Raw genomic sequence first — 15,829 nt, forward strand, 5'->3', positions numbered from 1 at the left:
ATGGATCTCGCAACGATCTGGTTCTGGGTGGTCGCCTTCCTGTTCGTCGGCTACTTCGTCCTCGACGGGTTCGACTTCGGTGTGGGCATGTCGCTGCCGTTCCTCGGCAAGGACGACGTCTCCCGCCGGCAGGTCATCAACACGATCGGTCCCGTGTGGGACCTCAACGAGACGTGGGTCATCGTGGCCGGGGCCTCGCTCTTCGCCTCGTTCCCCGAGTGGTACGCCACCCTGTTCAGCGGGTTCTACCTGCCGCTGCTGCTCATCCTGCTGGCACTCATCCTCCGCGGCGTCTCGTTCGAGTACCGCCACCAGCGGGAGAGCCGGAAGTGGAAGCAGGGCTTCGACCGGATGATCGTCATCGGCTCGGTCGTCCCGGCACTGCTCTGGGGCGTCGCTTTCGGCAACATCGTGCAGGGCGTGGCGATCGACGAGAACCACATCTACGTCGGCGGCTTCTTCTCGCTGCTGAACCCGTATGCGCTGCTGGTCGGCGTCACGACCCTGCTGCTCTTCTTCCTGCACGGCGTGCTGTTCGTCGCGCTGAAGACGGACGGCCAGGTGCACGAGGATGCCCGGAAGCTCGCGAAGAAGGCCGCCATCCCGACGATCCTCGTCGCAGCCGCGACGGTGGTCTGGACGGTCGCGATCGCGATGGGCCGTGAGGCGCCGCTGCTCTGGCTGGTCATCGGAGCCGGCGCGCTCGCGGCGGTCAGCCTGATCGCGGCGGTCGGCTTCTCGCTCGTCCGCCGCGACGGGTGGGCGTTCTTCGCCGGCATGCTCACGGTCATGTTCGCCGTCGTCATGCTGTTCTCCGCCCTCTTCCCGTTCGTGATGCCCTCGACGATCGACCCGGCGTTCAGCCTCACGATCGCCAACGCGTCCAGCACTCCGTATACGCTGCAGATCATGAGCTGGACCGCGCTGATCGCCCTCCCGCTGGTCATCGCGTACCAGACCTGGACCTACTGGGTGTTCCGCAAGCGCGTCACCCGCCGGTCGATCGAGGGGGCTCCGGCGCACGCGTGAAACCCGTCGATCCGAGGCTGCTCCGATACGCGGCCGCCGCCCGGGGGTTCCTCCTGGCGTCGGCCGCGATCGGCGTCTTCCAGACCGCGGTGACGATCGCCTTCGCGTGGCTGCTCACCGAGGCGGTGGTCGGCGCCATCGCGGGTCGCGACGTCACCGCGACCCTGCTCTGGCTGCTGGCGACGGCGCTGCTGCGGGGCCTGCTCATCGCCGCGTCCGATGCGGCGGGCACGCAGGCCGCGGCCCGCACCGGGATGCAGCTGCGCGCGGCGCTCGTCGCAGCGGTCGGGCGACTCGGGCCGGGCTGGCTCGCTCAGCGGAACCAGACGCAGATCGCCGTCACCGCCGGTCACGGCCTGGAAGCCCTGGACGCGTACTTCGCGCGGTACATCCCGCAGCTCGTCCTCACCGTCATCGCGACGCCCGTGCTCGTCGCGGTCATGTGGTGGCAGGACTGGCCGAGCGGGCTCACCGCCGTCATCACCCTGCCGCTCATCCCGCTGTTCCTCATCCTCATCGGCATCGCGACCCGCACGGTGCAGAAGAAGCAGTGGCAGACGCTGCAGCACCTCGCCGCCCGCTTCGCCGACACGGTGCAGGGGCTGTCGACGCTGCGGCTGTTCGGCCGGGACCGTCGGGCGGCCGACCGCATCGAGGTGACCGCCGACGAGTACCGCCGCGAGACCATGAAGGTGCTCCGGTTCTCGTTCCTCTCGGGGTTCGCGATGGAGCTGCTGTCGTCGCTCGCGGTCGCGCTCATCGCGGTCGCGGTCGGCTTCCGGCTGCTGTCAGGAGACCTGAGCCTGGAGGTCGGGCTCTTCGTGCTGCTGCTCGCCCCGGAGGCCTTCCTCCCCATCCGTCAGGTCGGCGTGCAGTTCCACGCCGCGGCCGAGGGCGTCGCGGCCACGGAAGACGTGTTCGATGTGCTGGATGCGGCGCGCGACCGGGACCGCGGCGGGGTGCGCCGGCACGATCCGGACACGGATGCACGACCGAACCCCGTGGACTCGTCCGGCAGCCGTGCCGGAGTCGTGCAGGTGGCACACGGACTCGTGGTTGAGGGGCTCCGGGTGAGGGACCTGCCGCCGGTGTCGTTCGTCGCGGAGCCGGGGACGGTGACCCTGATCGAGGGACCGAGCGGCTCCGGGAAGTCGAGTCTGCTCGCCGCCCTCCGCGGAGCGGTGGACTACACGGGGACCGCGACCTGGGACGGACGGGACGTCGTCGAGCTCGCGCCGTCGGAATGGCTCGCCTGGGCCGGCCAGACGCCGGGGCTGATGCGCGGCACGGTCGCGGAGAACGTGGCTCTGGGCGACGCGGCTCCCGACCTCGCCCGCGTGCGCCGGGCCCTCGACGCCGCGTGCGCGGAGGGGATCGAGGCCGACCGCGTGCTGGGCGTGCAGGGCGCAGGGCTGTCGGGAGGGCAGGCGCAGCGCGTCGCGGTGGCCAGGGCGCTGTATCGCCACGACGGTGCCCCGGAGCGGATGCTCGCGCTCGATGAGCCCTCCAGCGCCCTCGACGCCGACACCGAGGAGCGGCTGTGGCGGTCGCTGCGCGCGCGGGCGGATGCCGGCGCGACCATCCTCCTCGTCTCGCACCGCCGCTCGGCCAGGGACATCGCCGACCGGATCGTGGCGCTCGGGGTGAGCGCATGACCGAGACGACGCGCAGCGAGCGGGTCCGGGACATGCTCCGGCTCGCGCAGCCGCCGCTCCGCCGCTTCCTCCCCGGGCTGATCTGGGGGGTGCTGTCGGCGGCCGCCGCAGTGAGCCTTCTCGCGGTGAGCGGCTGGCTGATCGTGAGCGCGTCGATCGTCGACTCCCTCGTGCCGCTGTCCATCGCGGTCGTCGGGGTGCGGTTCTTCGCCGTGACCCGGGCTGTCACGCGGTACCTGGAGCGGCTGAGCGGTCACGACGCCGCGCTCCGGCAGCTCGCCACGACCCGCTCCGACATGGTGCGCCGCCTCATCCCGCTCTCGCCGGCGGGGCTCGGCGCGACCGACCGCGGGCAGGTGCTCGCGGCGCTCGTCGACGACGTGGAGAACCTGCAGAACCTCCCGCTCCGGGTCGTGCAGCCGCTCGCGGTCTCGGGCGTCGTCGCCCTCGGAGCGGTGGGCTTCCTCGCCTTCGTCTCGCCACCCGCCGCGCTGACCCTCGCGGTCTGCCTCCTCGTCGCCGCGTTCGCGGCGGTCGGGCTCGGCTGGATCTTCGGCTCCCGCGCGGAGGCCGCGGTGTCGGCGCGTCGGGCCGAGGTGTCCGCGGCCCTCGTCGACTACTTCGGCAGTCTCGACGTGCTCCTCGCGTTCGGTGCGGAGGCGCAGGCGCGGGAGCGGATCCGCGTCGCGGACGCCGCGCTGCGTCGCGTGGTCAGTCGGGCGTCGCTCGCGCAGGCCGTCGCGGCCGGAGTGGTGTCGCTGATGGCCGGGGCCGCATCCGTGTGGGCGCTCGCCGTGGCGGCTCCGGGCCTCGACACGGGGGCGATCGATGCGCCGTGGCTCGCGGTCGCGGTGCTCGTGCCGATGGTCGTGTTCGAGGTGTTCGGCGCCGTGCCGATCGCCGCGGCCTCGTGGCGGAGCGTGCGCGCGAGTGCGGAGCGCATCGTGGACGTGCTGCCCGAACGGATGCCGCCGGAGCTGCGGCCCGACGCGGGGCAGGATGCCGAGGTCGCGGGTGTGCCCGCCCTCGTCCTGCGCGGTGCCACGGCGCACTGGCCCGGAGGCGCGGCGGCGTTGACCGGCGTGGACCTCGACCTCGCACCCGGGGAGCGGGTGCTCGTCTCCGGAGCGAGCGGGGCGGGCAAGAGCTCGCTGGCGGCCGCACTGGTCGGTTTCCTCCGCGTGGACGGCGAGTACCGGATCGGCGACCTCGACGCGGCGGCCCTGTCCGGACCGGCACTGCGGCGCATCGTCGGTCTGTGCGAGCAGCAGCCGCAGCTGTTCGACGAGGACGTGCGGCAGAACCTGCTCTTCGCGAGGGATACCGCCACCGATGACGAGCTCCTCGCCGTGCTCGACCGTGTGGGCCTCGCGGCGTGGGTCCGCGAGCGCGGGGGTCTCGACGCCCGGGTGGGTGACCGCGGTGCGCTGGTGTCCGGCGGTCAGGCGCAGCGGATCGCCCTGGCTCGCGCGCTGCTCCGCGGCTTCCCGGTGCTCGTGCTGGACGAGCCGACGGCGGGCGTCGACCCCGAGGCCTCGGACGCTCTGCTGCGCGACCTGCTGCAGGCGACGGGGGAGCAGTCCGTGCTGCTCATCTCGCACGTGGCACCGCCCGCGGGGACGGTCGACCGGGTCGTGCGGATCGAGGGCGGCCGGACGGTCTGAGCCTCAGCCGACGAGGTTCATGTCGGCGGGCGGCTCCATCACGATGCCCTGCGCCTCGAACGCGCGACGGCGCTCCTCGATCCGGCGGTGCATCTCGACCTGCGCCTCGTCCACCAGACGCGGGTCGAGGTCGACGGTCGGCGGATGCGGGTCGCCGTGGTGCGCGGCGATGTACGCGTCGAGCTCGGGACCGCTAGTCCAGGAGGTGATGAGCGCGTACCGGGGACCTGTCCCGCGATGCCACACGGCATGCCAGAAGCGCTGCGTGTCGACGATGATCCGGGAGCCGGCGCGCAGCGGCAGCCGCACCTCCGTGGCCGGGTCGAACCGGTCGGAGCGGAGGATGAGCATCGAGTCGGTGTCATCGGTGAGGTTGTAGTACCCGCGGACCACCCAGCCCGTGCCCGGCTCGTTGAGGCGGTTGTTGTCGTCCTGGTGCAGGTTGTAGATCGCGTCGGCGTAGTCGTTGGGCTGGAGCTCGATGACCCGGCAGCGGCCGACGCCGGCGCCCGGGGCCAGGGCGCGGCGCTGCAGGGTCGGGGCGATCGCGACCTGCGCCGGGATCCAGACGCCGTCCTTGTCGGTGCGCGGGGGTGTGTGGTTCCAGAAGCCGTTGCAGTCGATGTCGCCGGCGTAGCTCGTCAGGGGTGCGAAGCGGGTGATGCCGGAGGAGCGCCAGCCGACGTACTCGAGGTCACGCCACTCGGACGGGTCCACCGGGGTGGTCTCGTCATCGAGGACCACGTATCCGGTCTCGGCGAGCGCCGCAGACGTGATGAATCCCATGCTGCTTGCATCCTTCCCGTCGTTCTGCCCCCGGAGGCGGCGGGTTCTTAGGCAATCCTAATCCCGACCTCCCCTCGCCGACCCGCCCCCTTGCGTGTGTCCCACCCCCTTCCGGCCGCACGCAGAGGGGTGGCCCGGCCGGAAGGGGGTGGGTCGGCGAGCGATATTCTGAGGGCATGACGCAGCCCCAGGGTGCCCTTCTCGTGGGCAGTGTGAACTTCGACGACGCCGAGACCACAATGCGTACCGCTGCGGAGCTGCTCGGCGACCGCCTGCGCCGCATCCCGGACGGCGAGGTCGGCAAGCGGTTCCACTGGATCATATTCCAGCCCGACGTCATCGGCCAGGCGGACGGCATCGAGCGGATCGGCGAAGAGCCCATCCCGTTCCCCGCGGGCATCGACGCCCGCGGCCTCCGCATCGCCGAGGGCGTGGACCCGGCGACGATCGCACTGCCTCCGCTCGGGTACGCCTCCGCGGCGATCGAGTCGTACGGGCTCTTCGCCCGGCTGCGTGAGGAGGGAGCAGTCGCGGCGGGCACCCGGTTCCAGGTGTCGCTGCCCACCCCGCTCGCCGTCATCTCCTCCTTCTTCCACGGCGACGACCGGGCCGCGATCGAGCCCGTGTACACCGCCGCGATACTCCGCGAGCTCGACGAGACCCTCGCCGCGATCCCGCACGGGGACCTCGCCGTGCAGTGGGACGTCGCGAGCGAGATGGGCATCATCGAGGGGGCCTCCGGCTACGGCGCCGTCATGGAGGCGTGGTGGCCCGGTGACCCGTTCGACGGACTCGTCTCGCGTCTGGCCGCCCTCGTCGACGCCGTCCCGGACGACGTCGAGGTGGGCGTGCACCTCTGTTACGGCGACGCGGGGGAGAAGCACTTCTTCGAGCCGACCGACGCCGGCGCGCTCGTCCGCTACGCCAACGCCGTCATCGCCGCGGCCCACCGTCCGCTCACCTGGCTGCACCTTCCCGTGCCGATCGGTCACGACGACGAGGCCTACTTCGCTCCGCTCGCCGAGCTCACCCCGGTCGAGGAGCTCTACCTCGGACTCGTGCACCGGGAGGACGGCGCGGAGGGTGCGCGTCGCCGGATCGCCGCCGCCGTCTCGTTCGCCCCGGAGTTCGGCGTCGCCACGGAGTGCGGCATCGGCCGCGCCCCCGCCGGCTCCACGGAGGGCATCCTCCGCACCCACGCCGAGGTCGCCACCGCCTGGTGACCCGCCGATTCGCGCGCTCGGCCCCGGTGTCGTAAACTGATCCGCGGTGACGTGTCCGAGCGGCCGAAGGTGCAACTCTCGAAAAGTTGTGTAGGGTAACCCCCTACCGTGGGTTCAAATCCCACCGTCACCGCCACCACGAAGGCCCCGAATCCCGTTCACACGACGGGGATGCGGGGCCTTCGTCCTGTCGGCTATCCCGAGCGTGATAACGTAGATGTCGTTCACGGGCCTATGGCGCAGTTGGTAGCGCGCCTCGTTCGCATCGAGGAGGTCAGGGGTTCGAATCCCCTTAGGTCCACAGGAACAGAACGCAAGAGCCTCGCCCCGCATCTCGCAGGGCGAGGTTCTTTCGTTGAAGCGCTGGGCCGGACCGACCGCTGCGACGAGACCGCTCGGCAGCGGCGGGGGTTCGATTCCGTGCCCCTAGGCTGAGGACATGGACGCGACGCCCAGCGAATCCGGCTCGACCCTGCACACGCATGCCGTCGACAGCCGGCGCCGTGCCGCGGCCCTCGGCGAGGGGGATCGCGTGCTGTCGCGCACGCAGAAGGTGTATGTGGCGCTCAGGGACGACATCGTCCGCACCCGGCTCGCCCCGGGCGAGGTCGTCATCGAACCGGAGCTGGCCGCGCGCTTCGGGGTGTCGAAGACGCCCGTGCGCGAGGCCCTGCAGATCCTCGTCGTCGAGGGGCTCGTCGTCGCCCTTCCCCGGCGCGGATACGTCGTCCGCCCGCTGGGCATCAACGAGGTGCGCGAGGTGCTCGATCTGCGCCTGATCATCGAACCGCCGATGGCGGCGGGTGCGACGCGCTACGGCAACGAGGCTTTCATCGAGGAGCTCAGCTCGATCCTGGACGCGCAGCGCAGCGGCTCCGGCACGGCGGAGCTGACCGATGCGGCGCGCGCTTTCCACGAGTGCATCCTCGGCGCGGCGCGCAACGCTCGGGCCAAGACGCTCATGAGCGGCCTGTTCGACGAGACGACACGGAGTCATCACCTGATCCCGGCGATCGATGCGCGAATCCACTCGGACGTCGAGAACAACGGACACCAGCAGGTGCTGGAGGCGATCCGCACCGGCGATCCGCAGGCTGCCGAGGAGGCCATGCGCGGCCACCTCGTGGAGCTGCGGGAGTTCGTCCTCCAGGCATTCCTCGAAGCCTGACCCGCGCTCGTCGCGAAGGAGCGACCCTCTGGTCGTCTCAGATATATCTGAGGCATATCGCTATTGTGCCCGAGATATTTGGTGGCTATGGTGGTGCCGACACCGCGGTCGGCTCTCCGGCCGCCCCGGGGCTGCCGAGAGGAACCAGGACTTTTGCGACGCCGCATCCGCACCTTCACCGAGCTGCTGAGCTTCGCTCCGCCGGCGCTTCCCACCGAGGCGACGCGCGTGGCGGAGGCACGTAGCCTCGGCGACCTCCGCCGGCTCGCGAAGCGTCGCGTGCCCGGATTCGTCTTCGACTACGTCGAGGGTGCCGCGGTGACCGAGCAAGCCGCCCGAGACAACGAGTCGGCCTTCGCCCGCCGGAGGTTCGTGCCCTCCGTCACGGAGAGCGCAGCCGGAGCGTCGCTCACCACCCGCCTGCTGGGACGCGAGCATGCGATGCCCATCGGCATCGCCCCCATCGGCCTCACCGCCCTCATGCGCGCGGCCGGCGAGACCGACGGGGTCCGCGCGGCTGCGAACCGCGATGTGCCGTTCGTGCTCTCCACTATGGGCACGCGGAGCATCGAGGACGTCGCCGACGCGGCGCCCGCTGCGCGCCGATGGTTCCAGCTCTACCTGCGGCGGGATCGTGCCGCGTCGCTCGCCCTCATCGAGCGGGCTGCTGCGGCGGGTTTCGACACCCTCGTGCTGACCGTCGACACCCGGGTGCCCGGGCAGCGCTACCGCGACGACCGCAACCGACTCTCGATGCCGCCGCGTCTGACGCTGCGCACCGCCGTGCAGTCGGCGCTGCATCCCGCGTGGTCGCTCGATCTGCTGGCACACGATGCACCGGCCATGGCGAACTTCGGGCCCCGATCCGGAAGCGTCACCGACGTGGTCAGCAGCATGTTCGATCCCGCGCTGTCCTTGGACGACGTGCGCTGGCTGCGGGGGAACTGGGACGGGCCGATCGTCGTGAAGGGCGTGCTCTCCGCCATCGACGCCGAGCGCTTCATCGACGCCGGAGCGGACGCCATCTGGGTCTCCAACCACGGCGGTCGCCAACTCGACCGTGCGATCGCGCCCATCGAGGTCGTCGGTGCGGTGCGCGCCGCCGTCGGCGACGACATCCCGATCCTCCTCGACTCCGGCATCCGCAGCGGCCTCGACGTCGTGGCCGCGATCGCGTGCGGAGCCGACTTCGTCTTCCTCGGCCGGGGGTACATGTACGGCCTCATGGCAGGCGGACGGATCGGGGTGGAGCGAGCACTCGACCTCGTGGCGAACGAGACCCTGTCGACGATGCAGCTTCTCGGCGTGCGCACGACCGCTGAACTACGCGGCCGGGGGACCACGGTCCTCGCACCGACCGGATAACCACGACCACGCCAGCACTTTTCAATGACGAAAGGACACCCCATGGCCAACGAACAGCAGCGCACCATGACCCCGCAGGCGAGGCGGGCGATCGCCGCAGCCTATTTCGGCACGCTCATCGAGTGGTACGACTACGCGCTCTACGGCGCCGCCGCCGGCCTCGTGATCGGCCCGCTCTTCTTCCCGGACGTCATCCCCGCCTCCGCCTCGATGCTCGCCTTCGCGACCTTCGCCGTCGGGTTCGTGGTGCGGCCGCTCGGCGGCCTCATCATCTCCCACCTCGGCGACCGGGTCGGCCGGAAGCCCGCGATGATCCTGACCATCGTGCTCATGGGGATCGCGACCGTGGGCATCGGGCTCCTCCCGACTGCCGAGGCGATCGGGGTGGCGGCGCCGATCCTGCTGATCCTGTTCCGCTTCATCCAGGGCTTCGGCGCCGGTGCGGAACTCGCCGGTGCGCTCACGCTCGTCGCCGAGTACGCGCCAGAGCGCCGCCGAGGGCGGGTCATCGGACTGGTCACCTCAGGCGCCCCTGGTGGAGCGTTCCTCGCGACTCTGGCCTTCACCTTCGCCTCGATGCTGCCCGGCGACGTGCTCCTCGGCGGGGCCTGGCGCATTCCGTTCCTGATCTCCGCCGTCCTGTTCGTCCTGGCGCTCTGGATCCGTCGTCGCCTCGAGGAGACGCCCGAGTACCGGGACGCGGTGACGAACGCGGAGCAGTCCGCGACGAAGGTGCCCTTGGCGGAGCTGTTCCGCCGCAGCCCCCGCGAGCTCGTCATCGGCTTCTTCAGCGTCTGCGGGCACAACGTGACCAACTACGTGCTGAGCGCCTTCGCGCTGAGCTACCTCACGCTGACGGTCGGGATGCCCCGGGTCGAGGCGCTGATCGCGGTCCTGGTGTCCTCACTGCTCACCGCCTTCGCTCCGGTCCTCGGCGGCGTCGCGGTCGATCGCTTCGGGGCCAAGCGCGTGGTGATGTTCGGCTCGGTCGCCGGGATCGTCCTCACATACCCGGTCTTCCTCTCCCTGCAGTCCGGCGACCCGGTGCTGGCTGCTCTCGGGATGACGGCGCTCGGCGTCATCGCCGTGGGTGCGACCGCGGCGTCCACCGGGACCTTCCTCACGAACCTCTTCCCGACCCGGTACCGCTTCACCGGCGTCGCGACGGCCCGGGAGCTCAATGGCGCGCTGGTCGCCGGCCCGACTCCGCTCATCGCCACCGCGCTCGTCGTGGCCGCCGGGGGAGGGCTCTGGCTCGTGGTGCTGTTCGTCATCGCCGCCTGCCTCGTGTCGCTCCTGGCCGTCGTCGCGACGCCGAAGCGCATCGGCGACCTGCAGCCCGAGGAGGCGTCCGGTCCGTCGGTGATCGCATCGGCCGAGAGGGTGTCGGACGGAGCGGGAGGAGGCGACACGCCCGGGAATCGGCGGTGATTTGCCCGATGCCTGGAACCCACGTAAGTTATTACCTGTTCGCCCCAAACGGTTGAGCGGAGGTCCTCGGACCGGCTCCCGTCAAGCAGCTAACACCTCCCGAATCCCACACACTCACTGAGTGAACAGGATGAAGGATGCTGATCCGTTCCCACGGTCTGGCCGAAGAAACTCGGACTTGACAACGGAAACGAGATCGGTAAGATAGAGAAGTTGCCCTGCGGGCCTGGTCGTGATGGCTGGGTCGTGGGAGCATCCGATCCTTGAGAACTCAACAGCGTGCACTTGTCAAATGCCAAATTATCCTCGTCTAGCTTTGGCTGGGTGAGAATTCCTTTGGATCAAAGACCAACCTCCTTGTGGGGTTGGCAATGGATAGTCAGCAATGATTTATCTCTTTGGTCAGCATCAAACTCGCTGCGTTCCGGTTTTTCCCCGGTTCGTATGCAATTTCTTTTTACGGAGAGTTTGATCCTGGCTCAGGATGAACGCTGGCGGCGTGCTTAACACATGCAAGTCGAACGGTGAACACGGAGCTTGCTCTGTGGGATCAGTGGCGAACGGGTGAGTAACACGTGAGCAACCTGCCCCTGACTCTGGGATAAGCGCTGGAAACGGCGTCTAATACTGGATATGTGACGTGACCGCATGGTCTGCGTTTGGAAAGATTTTTCGGTTGGGGATGGGCTCGCGGCCTATCAGCTTGTTGGTGAGGTAATGGCTCACCAAGGCGTCGACGGGTAGCCGGCCTGAGAGGGTGACCGGCCACACTGGGACTGAGACACGGCCCAGACTCCTACGGGAGGCAGCAGTGGGGAATATTGCACAATGGGCGAAAGCCTGATGCAGCAACGCCGCGTGAGGGATGACGGCCTTCGGGTTGTAAACCTCTTTTAGCAGGGAAGAAGCGAAAGTGACGGTACCTGCAGAAAAAGCGCCGGCTAACTACGTGCCAGCAGCCGCGGTAATACGTAGGGCGCAAGCGTTATCCGGAATTATTGGGCGTAAAGAGCTCGTAGGCGGTTTGTCGCGTCTGCTGTGAAATCCCGAGGCTCAACCTCGGGCCTGCAGTGGGTACGGGCAGACTAGAGTGCGGTAGGGGAGATTGGAATTCCTGGTGTAGCGGTGGAATGCGCAGATATCAGGAGGAACACCGATGGCGAAGGCAGATCTCTGGGCCGTAACTGACGCTGAGGAGCGAAAGGGTGGGGAGCAAACAGGCTTAGATACCCTGGTAGTCCACCCCGTAAACGTTGGGAACTAGTTGTGGGGTCCATTCCACGGATTCCGTGACGCAGCTAACGCATTAAGTTCCCCGCCTGGGGAGTACGGCCGCAAGGCTAAAACTCAAAGGAATTGACGGGGACCCGCACAAGCGGCGGAGCATGCGGATTAATTCGATGCAACGCGAAGAACCTTACCAAGGCTTGACATATACGAGAACGGGCCAGAAATGGTCAACTCTTTGGACACTCGTAAACAGGTGGTGCATGGTTGTCGTCAGCTCGTGTCGTGAGATGTTGGGTTAAGTCCCGCAACGAGCGCAACCCTCGTTCTATGTTGCCAGCACGTAATGGTGGGAACTCATGGGATACTGCCGGGGTCAACTCGGAGGAAGGTGGGGATGACGTCAAATCATCATGCCCCTTATGTCTTGGGCTTCACGCATGCTACAATGGCCGGTACAAAGGGCTGCAATACCGTGAGGTGGAGCGAATCCCAAAAAGCCGGTCCCAGTTCGGATTGAGGTCTGCAACTCGACCTCATGAAGTCGGAGTCGCTAGTAATCGCAGATCAGCAACGCTGCGGTGAATACGTTCCCGGGTCTTGTACACACCGCCCGTCAAGTCATGAAAGTCGGTAACACCTGAAGCCGGTGGCCTAACCCTTGTGGAGGGAGCCGTCGAAGGTGGGATCGGTAATTAGGACTAAGTCGTAACAAGGTAGCCGTACCGGAAGGTGCGGCTGGATCACCTCCTTTCTAAGGAGCATCTGACGCTTCGGCGTCCAGAACCCAGATCGAAGGCATACGTTCTTCGCTGGGAGCTCATGGGTGGAACATTTGACATGGCATCGAGATCTGATCTCGGGACTAGTACGCCGCTTCGGTGGTTGGAAGGTTCTGGGTGAGGGGACCGGTGCCTGCACGCTGTTGGGTCCTGAGGGACCGGATGCGGATCCTTCGGGGTCTGGTCTGAACCTCTGGACCTCTTTCTGTTTGTCCCTGTGGGGGCAGGTGGATGGGGGTTCCGCCCGTACTTTGAGAACTACACAGTGGACGCGAGCATCTTGCAGCCGGCTTTCGAGCTGGTTGCACAAGATGATCTTAAAGATCATTAGTCAATTTCTGATTCCATCTTCGGATGGGGTCGAGTTTTTGATTCAAACTCATGTGATTTCAAGTCTTTAAGAGCAAACGGTGGATGCCTTGGCATCTGGAGCCGAAGAAGGACGTAGCAATCTGCGATAAGCCTCGGGGAACTGATAAGCAAGTTTTGATCCGAGGGTGTCCGAATGGGGAAACCCCGCTGGGCGGCGTGCCGACCTAGTGACTCCCGCCTGAATATATAGGGCGGGTAGAGGGAACGTGGGGAAGTGAAACATCTCAGTACCCACAGGAAGAGAAAGCAACCGCGATTCCGTTAGTAGTGGCGAGCGAAACCGGATCAGGCTAAACCGAGTGTGTGTGATATCCGGCAGGAGTTGCATATTCGGGGTTGTGGGACTCACCAGTCAGTTCTGCCGAGCTGGCGACGTTACAGAAGCGTATAGACGAACGGTCTTGAAAGGCCGGTCATAGAGGGTGCCAACCCCGTAGTCGAAATGCGTGTTCTGGCGTGGAGAGTATCCCAAGTAGCACGGGGCCCGTGAAATCCCGTGTGAATCTGTCAGGACCACCTGATAAGCCTAAATACTCCCAGATGACCGATAGCGGACAAGTACCGTGAGGGAAAGGTGAAAAGTACCCCGGGAGGGGAGTGAAATAGTACCTGAAACCGTTTGCTTACAAACCGTTGGAGCACCCCTGGTAGGTGTGACAGCGTGCCTTTTGAAGAATGAGCCTGCGAGTTAGCGATATGTGGCGAGGTTAACCCGTGTGGGGTAGCCGTAGCGAAAGCGAGTCTGAATAGGGCGATTCAGTCGCATGTCCTAGACCCGAAGCGAAGTGATCTATCCATGGCCAGGTTGAAGCGACGGTAAGACGTCGTGGAGGACCGAACCCACTTAGGTTGAAAACTGAGGGGATGAGCTGTGGATAGGGGTGAAAGGCCAATCAAACTTCGTGATAGCTGGTTCTCTCCGAAATGCATTTAGGTGCAGCGTTGCGTGTTTCTTGCCGGAGGTAGAGCTACTGGATGGCCGATGGGCCCTACAAGGTTACTGACGTCAGCCAAACTCCGAATGCCGGTAAGTGAGAGCGCAGCAGTGAGACTGTGGGGGATAAGCTTCATAGTCGAGAGGGAAACAACCCAGACCACCAACTAAGGTCCCAAAGCGCGTGCTAAGTGGGAAAGGATGTGGAGTTGCTCTGACAACCAGGAGGTTGGCTTAGAAGCAGCCACCCTTGAAAGAGTGCGTAATAGCTCACTGGTCAAGTGATTCCGCGCCGACAATGTAACGGGGCTCAAGCACGCCACCGAAGTTGTGGCATTGACATTATTGGTAGGCCTTCGTGGTCCAGCCGTGTTGATGGGTAGGAGAGCGTCGTGTGGCCAGCGAAGCGGCGGTGGAAACCAGCCGTGGAGGCTACACGAGTGAGAATGCAGGCATGAGTAGCGAATGACGTGTGAGAAACACGTCCTCCGAAAGACCAAGGGTTCCAGGGTCAAGCTAATCTTCCCTGGGTAAGTCGGGACCTAAGGCGAGGCCGACAGGCGTAGTCGATGGACAACGGGTTGATATTCCCGTACCGGCGAAGAACCGCCCAAGCTAATCCAGTGGTGCTAAACGTCCGAGCCTTCACATCGTCACCTTCGGGTGACACCGTGGAGGGGAGCACGTGACCCCATGCTGGTGCGGTTAGCGTATTAACAGGTGTGACGCAGGAAGGTAGTCCAAGCCAGGCGATGGTTGTCCTGGTGCAAGTGCGTAGGCCGAGTCGTAGGCAAATCCGCGACTCATACAGGCTGAGACACGATGCGGATAAAAAGTGGATGATCCTATGCTGCCGAGAAAAGCATCGACGCGAGGTTCTAGCCGCCCGTACCCCAAACCGACTCAGGTGGTCAGGTAGAGAATACCAAGGAGATCGAGAGAATCGTGGTTAAGGAACTCGGCAAAATGCCCCCGTAACTTCGGGAGAAGGGGGGCCTTCGACGTATTAGGACGTGCTCCGAAAGCGTTTGGAGGCCGCAGAGACTAGTGGGTAGCGACTGTTTACTAAAAACACAGGTCCGTGCCAAGTCGCAAGACGATGTATACGGACTGACGCCTGCCCGGTGCTGGAAGGTTAAGAGGACCGGTTAGCCGCAAGGCGAAGCTGAGAATTTAAGCCCCAGTAAACGGCGGTGGTAACTATAACCATCCTAAGGTAGCGAAATTCCTTGTCGGGTAAGTTCCGACCTGCACGAATGGCGTAACGACTTCCCAACTGTCTCAACCGCGAACTCGGCGAAATTGCATTACGAGTAAAGATGCTCGTTACGCGCAGCAGGACGGAAAGACCCCGTGACCTTTACTACAGCTTGGTATTGGTGTTCGGTGTGGCTTGTGTAGGATAGGTGGGAGACTTTGAAGCGGTGACGCCAGTTACCGTGGAGTCATTGTTGAAATACCACTCTGGTCACTCTGGATATCTAACTTCGAACCGTAATCCGGTTCAGGGACAGTGCCTGGTGGGTAGTTTAACTGGGGCGGTTGCCTCCCAAAAAGTAACGGAGGCGCCCAAAGGTTCCCTCAACCTGGTTGGCAATCAGGTGGCGAGTGTAAGTGCACAAGGGAGCTTGACTGTGAGACTGACAGGTCGAGCAGGGACGAAAGTCGGGACTAGTGATCCGGCAGTGGCTTGTGGAAGCGCTGTCGCTCAACGGATAAAAGGTACCTCGGGGATAACAGGCTGATCTTGCCCAAGAGTCCATATCGACGGCATGGTTTGGCACCTCGATGTCGGCTCGTCGCATCCTGGGGCTGGAGTAGGTCCCAAGGGTTGGGCTGTTCGCCCATTAAAGCGGTACGCGAGCTGGGTTTAGAACGTCGTGAGACAGTTCGGTCCCTATCCGCTGCGCGCGTAGGAAGTTTGAGAGGATCTGACCCTAGTACGAGAGGACCGGGTTGGACGAACCTCTGGTGTGTCAGTTGTTCCGCCAGGAGCACCGCTGATTAGCTACGTTCGGGATGGATAACCGCTGAAAGCATCTAAGCGGGAAGCCGGCCTCAAGATGAGACTTCCATACCTTCGGGTGAGAGGCTCCCAGCCAGACTACTGGGTTGATAGGCCAGATGTGGAAGCACGGTAACGTGTGCAGCTGACTGGTACTAATAAGCCGATGACTTGATAACACACCGTTT

At 65.5% G+C, this 15,829-nt stretch carries 8 protein-coding genes, 2 tRNA genes and 2 rRNA genes; 11 read left to right on the forward strand and 1 reads right to left on the reverse strand.

Annotated features, from left to right (window positions below; genetic code table 11):
- From cydB to cydC, 3 genes are read left to right on the forward strand one after another with little or no spacing between them, the layout of a single operon-like run.
- On the forward strand, positions 1-1,029 hold the full coding sequence (gene cydB / locus AB1285_RS01140; RefSeq protein ID WP_187662432.1) for a cytochrome d ubiquinol oxidase subunit II: 1,029 nt from the start codon (positions 1-3) through the stop codon (positions 1,027-1,029).
- Positions 1,026-2,684 carry a thiol reductant ABC exporter subunit CydD gene (cydD, locus tag AB1285_RS01145; RefSeq protein WP_187662431.1) on the forward strand — a complete coding sequence of 553 codons (1,659 nt, stop codon included), beginning with the start codon at positions 1,026-1,028 and terminating at the stop codon, positions 2,682-2,684. Before cydB ends, cydD begins: the two co-directional genes overlap by 4 nt.
- Positions 2,681-4,348, forward strand: coding sequence for a thiol reductant ABC exporter subunit CydC (gene cydC, locus AB1285_RS01150; protein WP_370429143.1), 1,668 nt, complete (start codon positions 2,681-2,683; stop codon positions 4,346-4,348). The genes cydD and cydC overlap by 4 nt, the downstream gene beginning before the upstream one ends.
- 3 nt (positions 4,349-4,351) lie before the next feature.
- Here the strand turns inward: cydC and AB1285_RS01155 are convergent, their stop codons facing one another.
- Entirely contained in the window at positions 4,352-5,134 is a 783-nt protein-coding gene (locus AB1285_RS01155) for a hypothetical protein (protein ID WP_370429142.1), read from the reverse strand.
- Between the two features lie 176 nt (positions 5,135-5,310).
- Between AB1285_RS01155 and AB1285_RS01160 the strand changes: the two genes are divergently transcribed.
- From AB1285_RS01160 to AB1285_RS01195, 8 genes are all read left to right on the forward strand, one after another.
- Entirely contained in the window at positions 5,311-6,357 is a 1,047-nt protein-coding gene (locus AB1285_RS01160) for a hypothetical protein (RefSeq protein ID WP_370429141.1), read from the forward strand.
- A 45-nt stretch (positions 6,358-6,402) separates the two neighbouring features.
- Positions 6,403-6,493, forward strand: a tRNA-Ser gene (locus AB1285_RS01165).
- 92 nt (positions 6,494-6,585) lie between these two features.
- A tRNA-Ala gene (locus AB1285_RS01170) sits at positions 6,586-6,658 on the forward strand.
- 138 nt (positions 6,659-6,796) lie between these two features.
- Positions 6,797-7,525: a GntR family transcriptional regulator gene (locus tag AB1285_RS01175; protein WP_370429140.1), complete on the forward strand. Its 729-nt coding sequence runs from the start codon at positions 6,797-6,799 to the stop codon at positions 7,523-7,525.
- Positions 7,526-7,678: 153 nt separating this feature from the next.
- The gene (locus AB1285_RS01180; protein ID WP_370429139.1) at positions 7,679-8,890 is read left to right on the forward strand and encodes an alpha-hydroxy acid oxidase; all 1,212 of its coding nucleotides are present in this window, start codon (positions 7,679-7,681) and stop codon (positions 8,888-8,890) included.
- Positions 8,891-8,932: 42 nt separating this feature from the next.
- Positions 8,933-10,321, forward strand: a complete 1,389-nt coding sequence (locus AB1285_RS01185) for an MFS transporter (RefSeq protein ID WP_370429138.1) — start codon at positions 8,933-8,935, stop codon at positions 10,319-10,321.
- A 456-nt stretch (positions 10,322-10,777) separates the two neighbouring features.
- Positions 10,778-12,302 (forward strand): 16S ribosomal RNA (locus AB1285_RS01190).
- Positions 12,303-12,717: 415 nt separating this feature from the next.
- Positions 12,718-15,820, forward strand: a 23S ribosomal RNA gene (locus AB1285_RS01195).
- The 16S and 23S rRNA genes sit together here, the layout of an rRNA operon.
- The last annotated feature ends 9 nt before the right edge of the window (positions 15,821-15,829 follow it).

It is taken from the genome of Microbacterium sp. NRRL B-14842, from assembly GCF_050470785.1.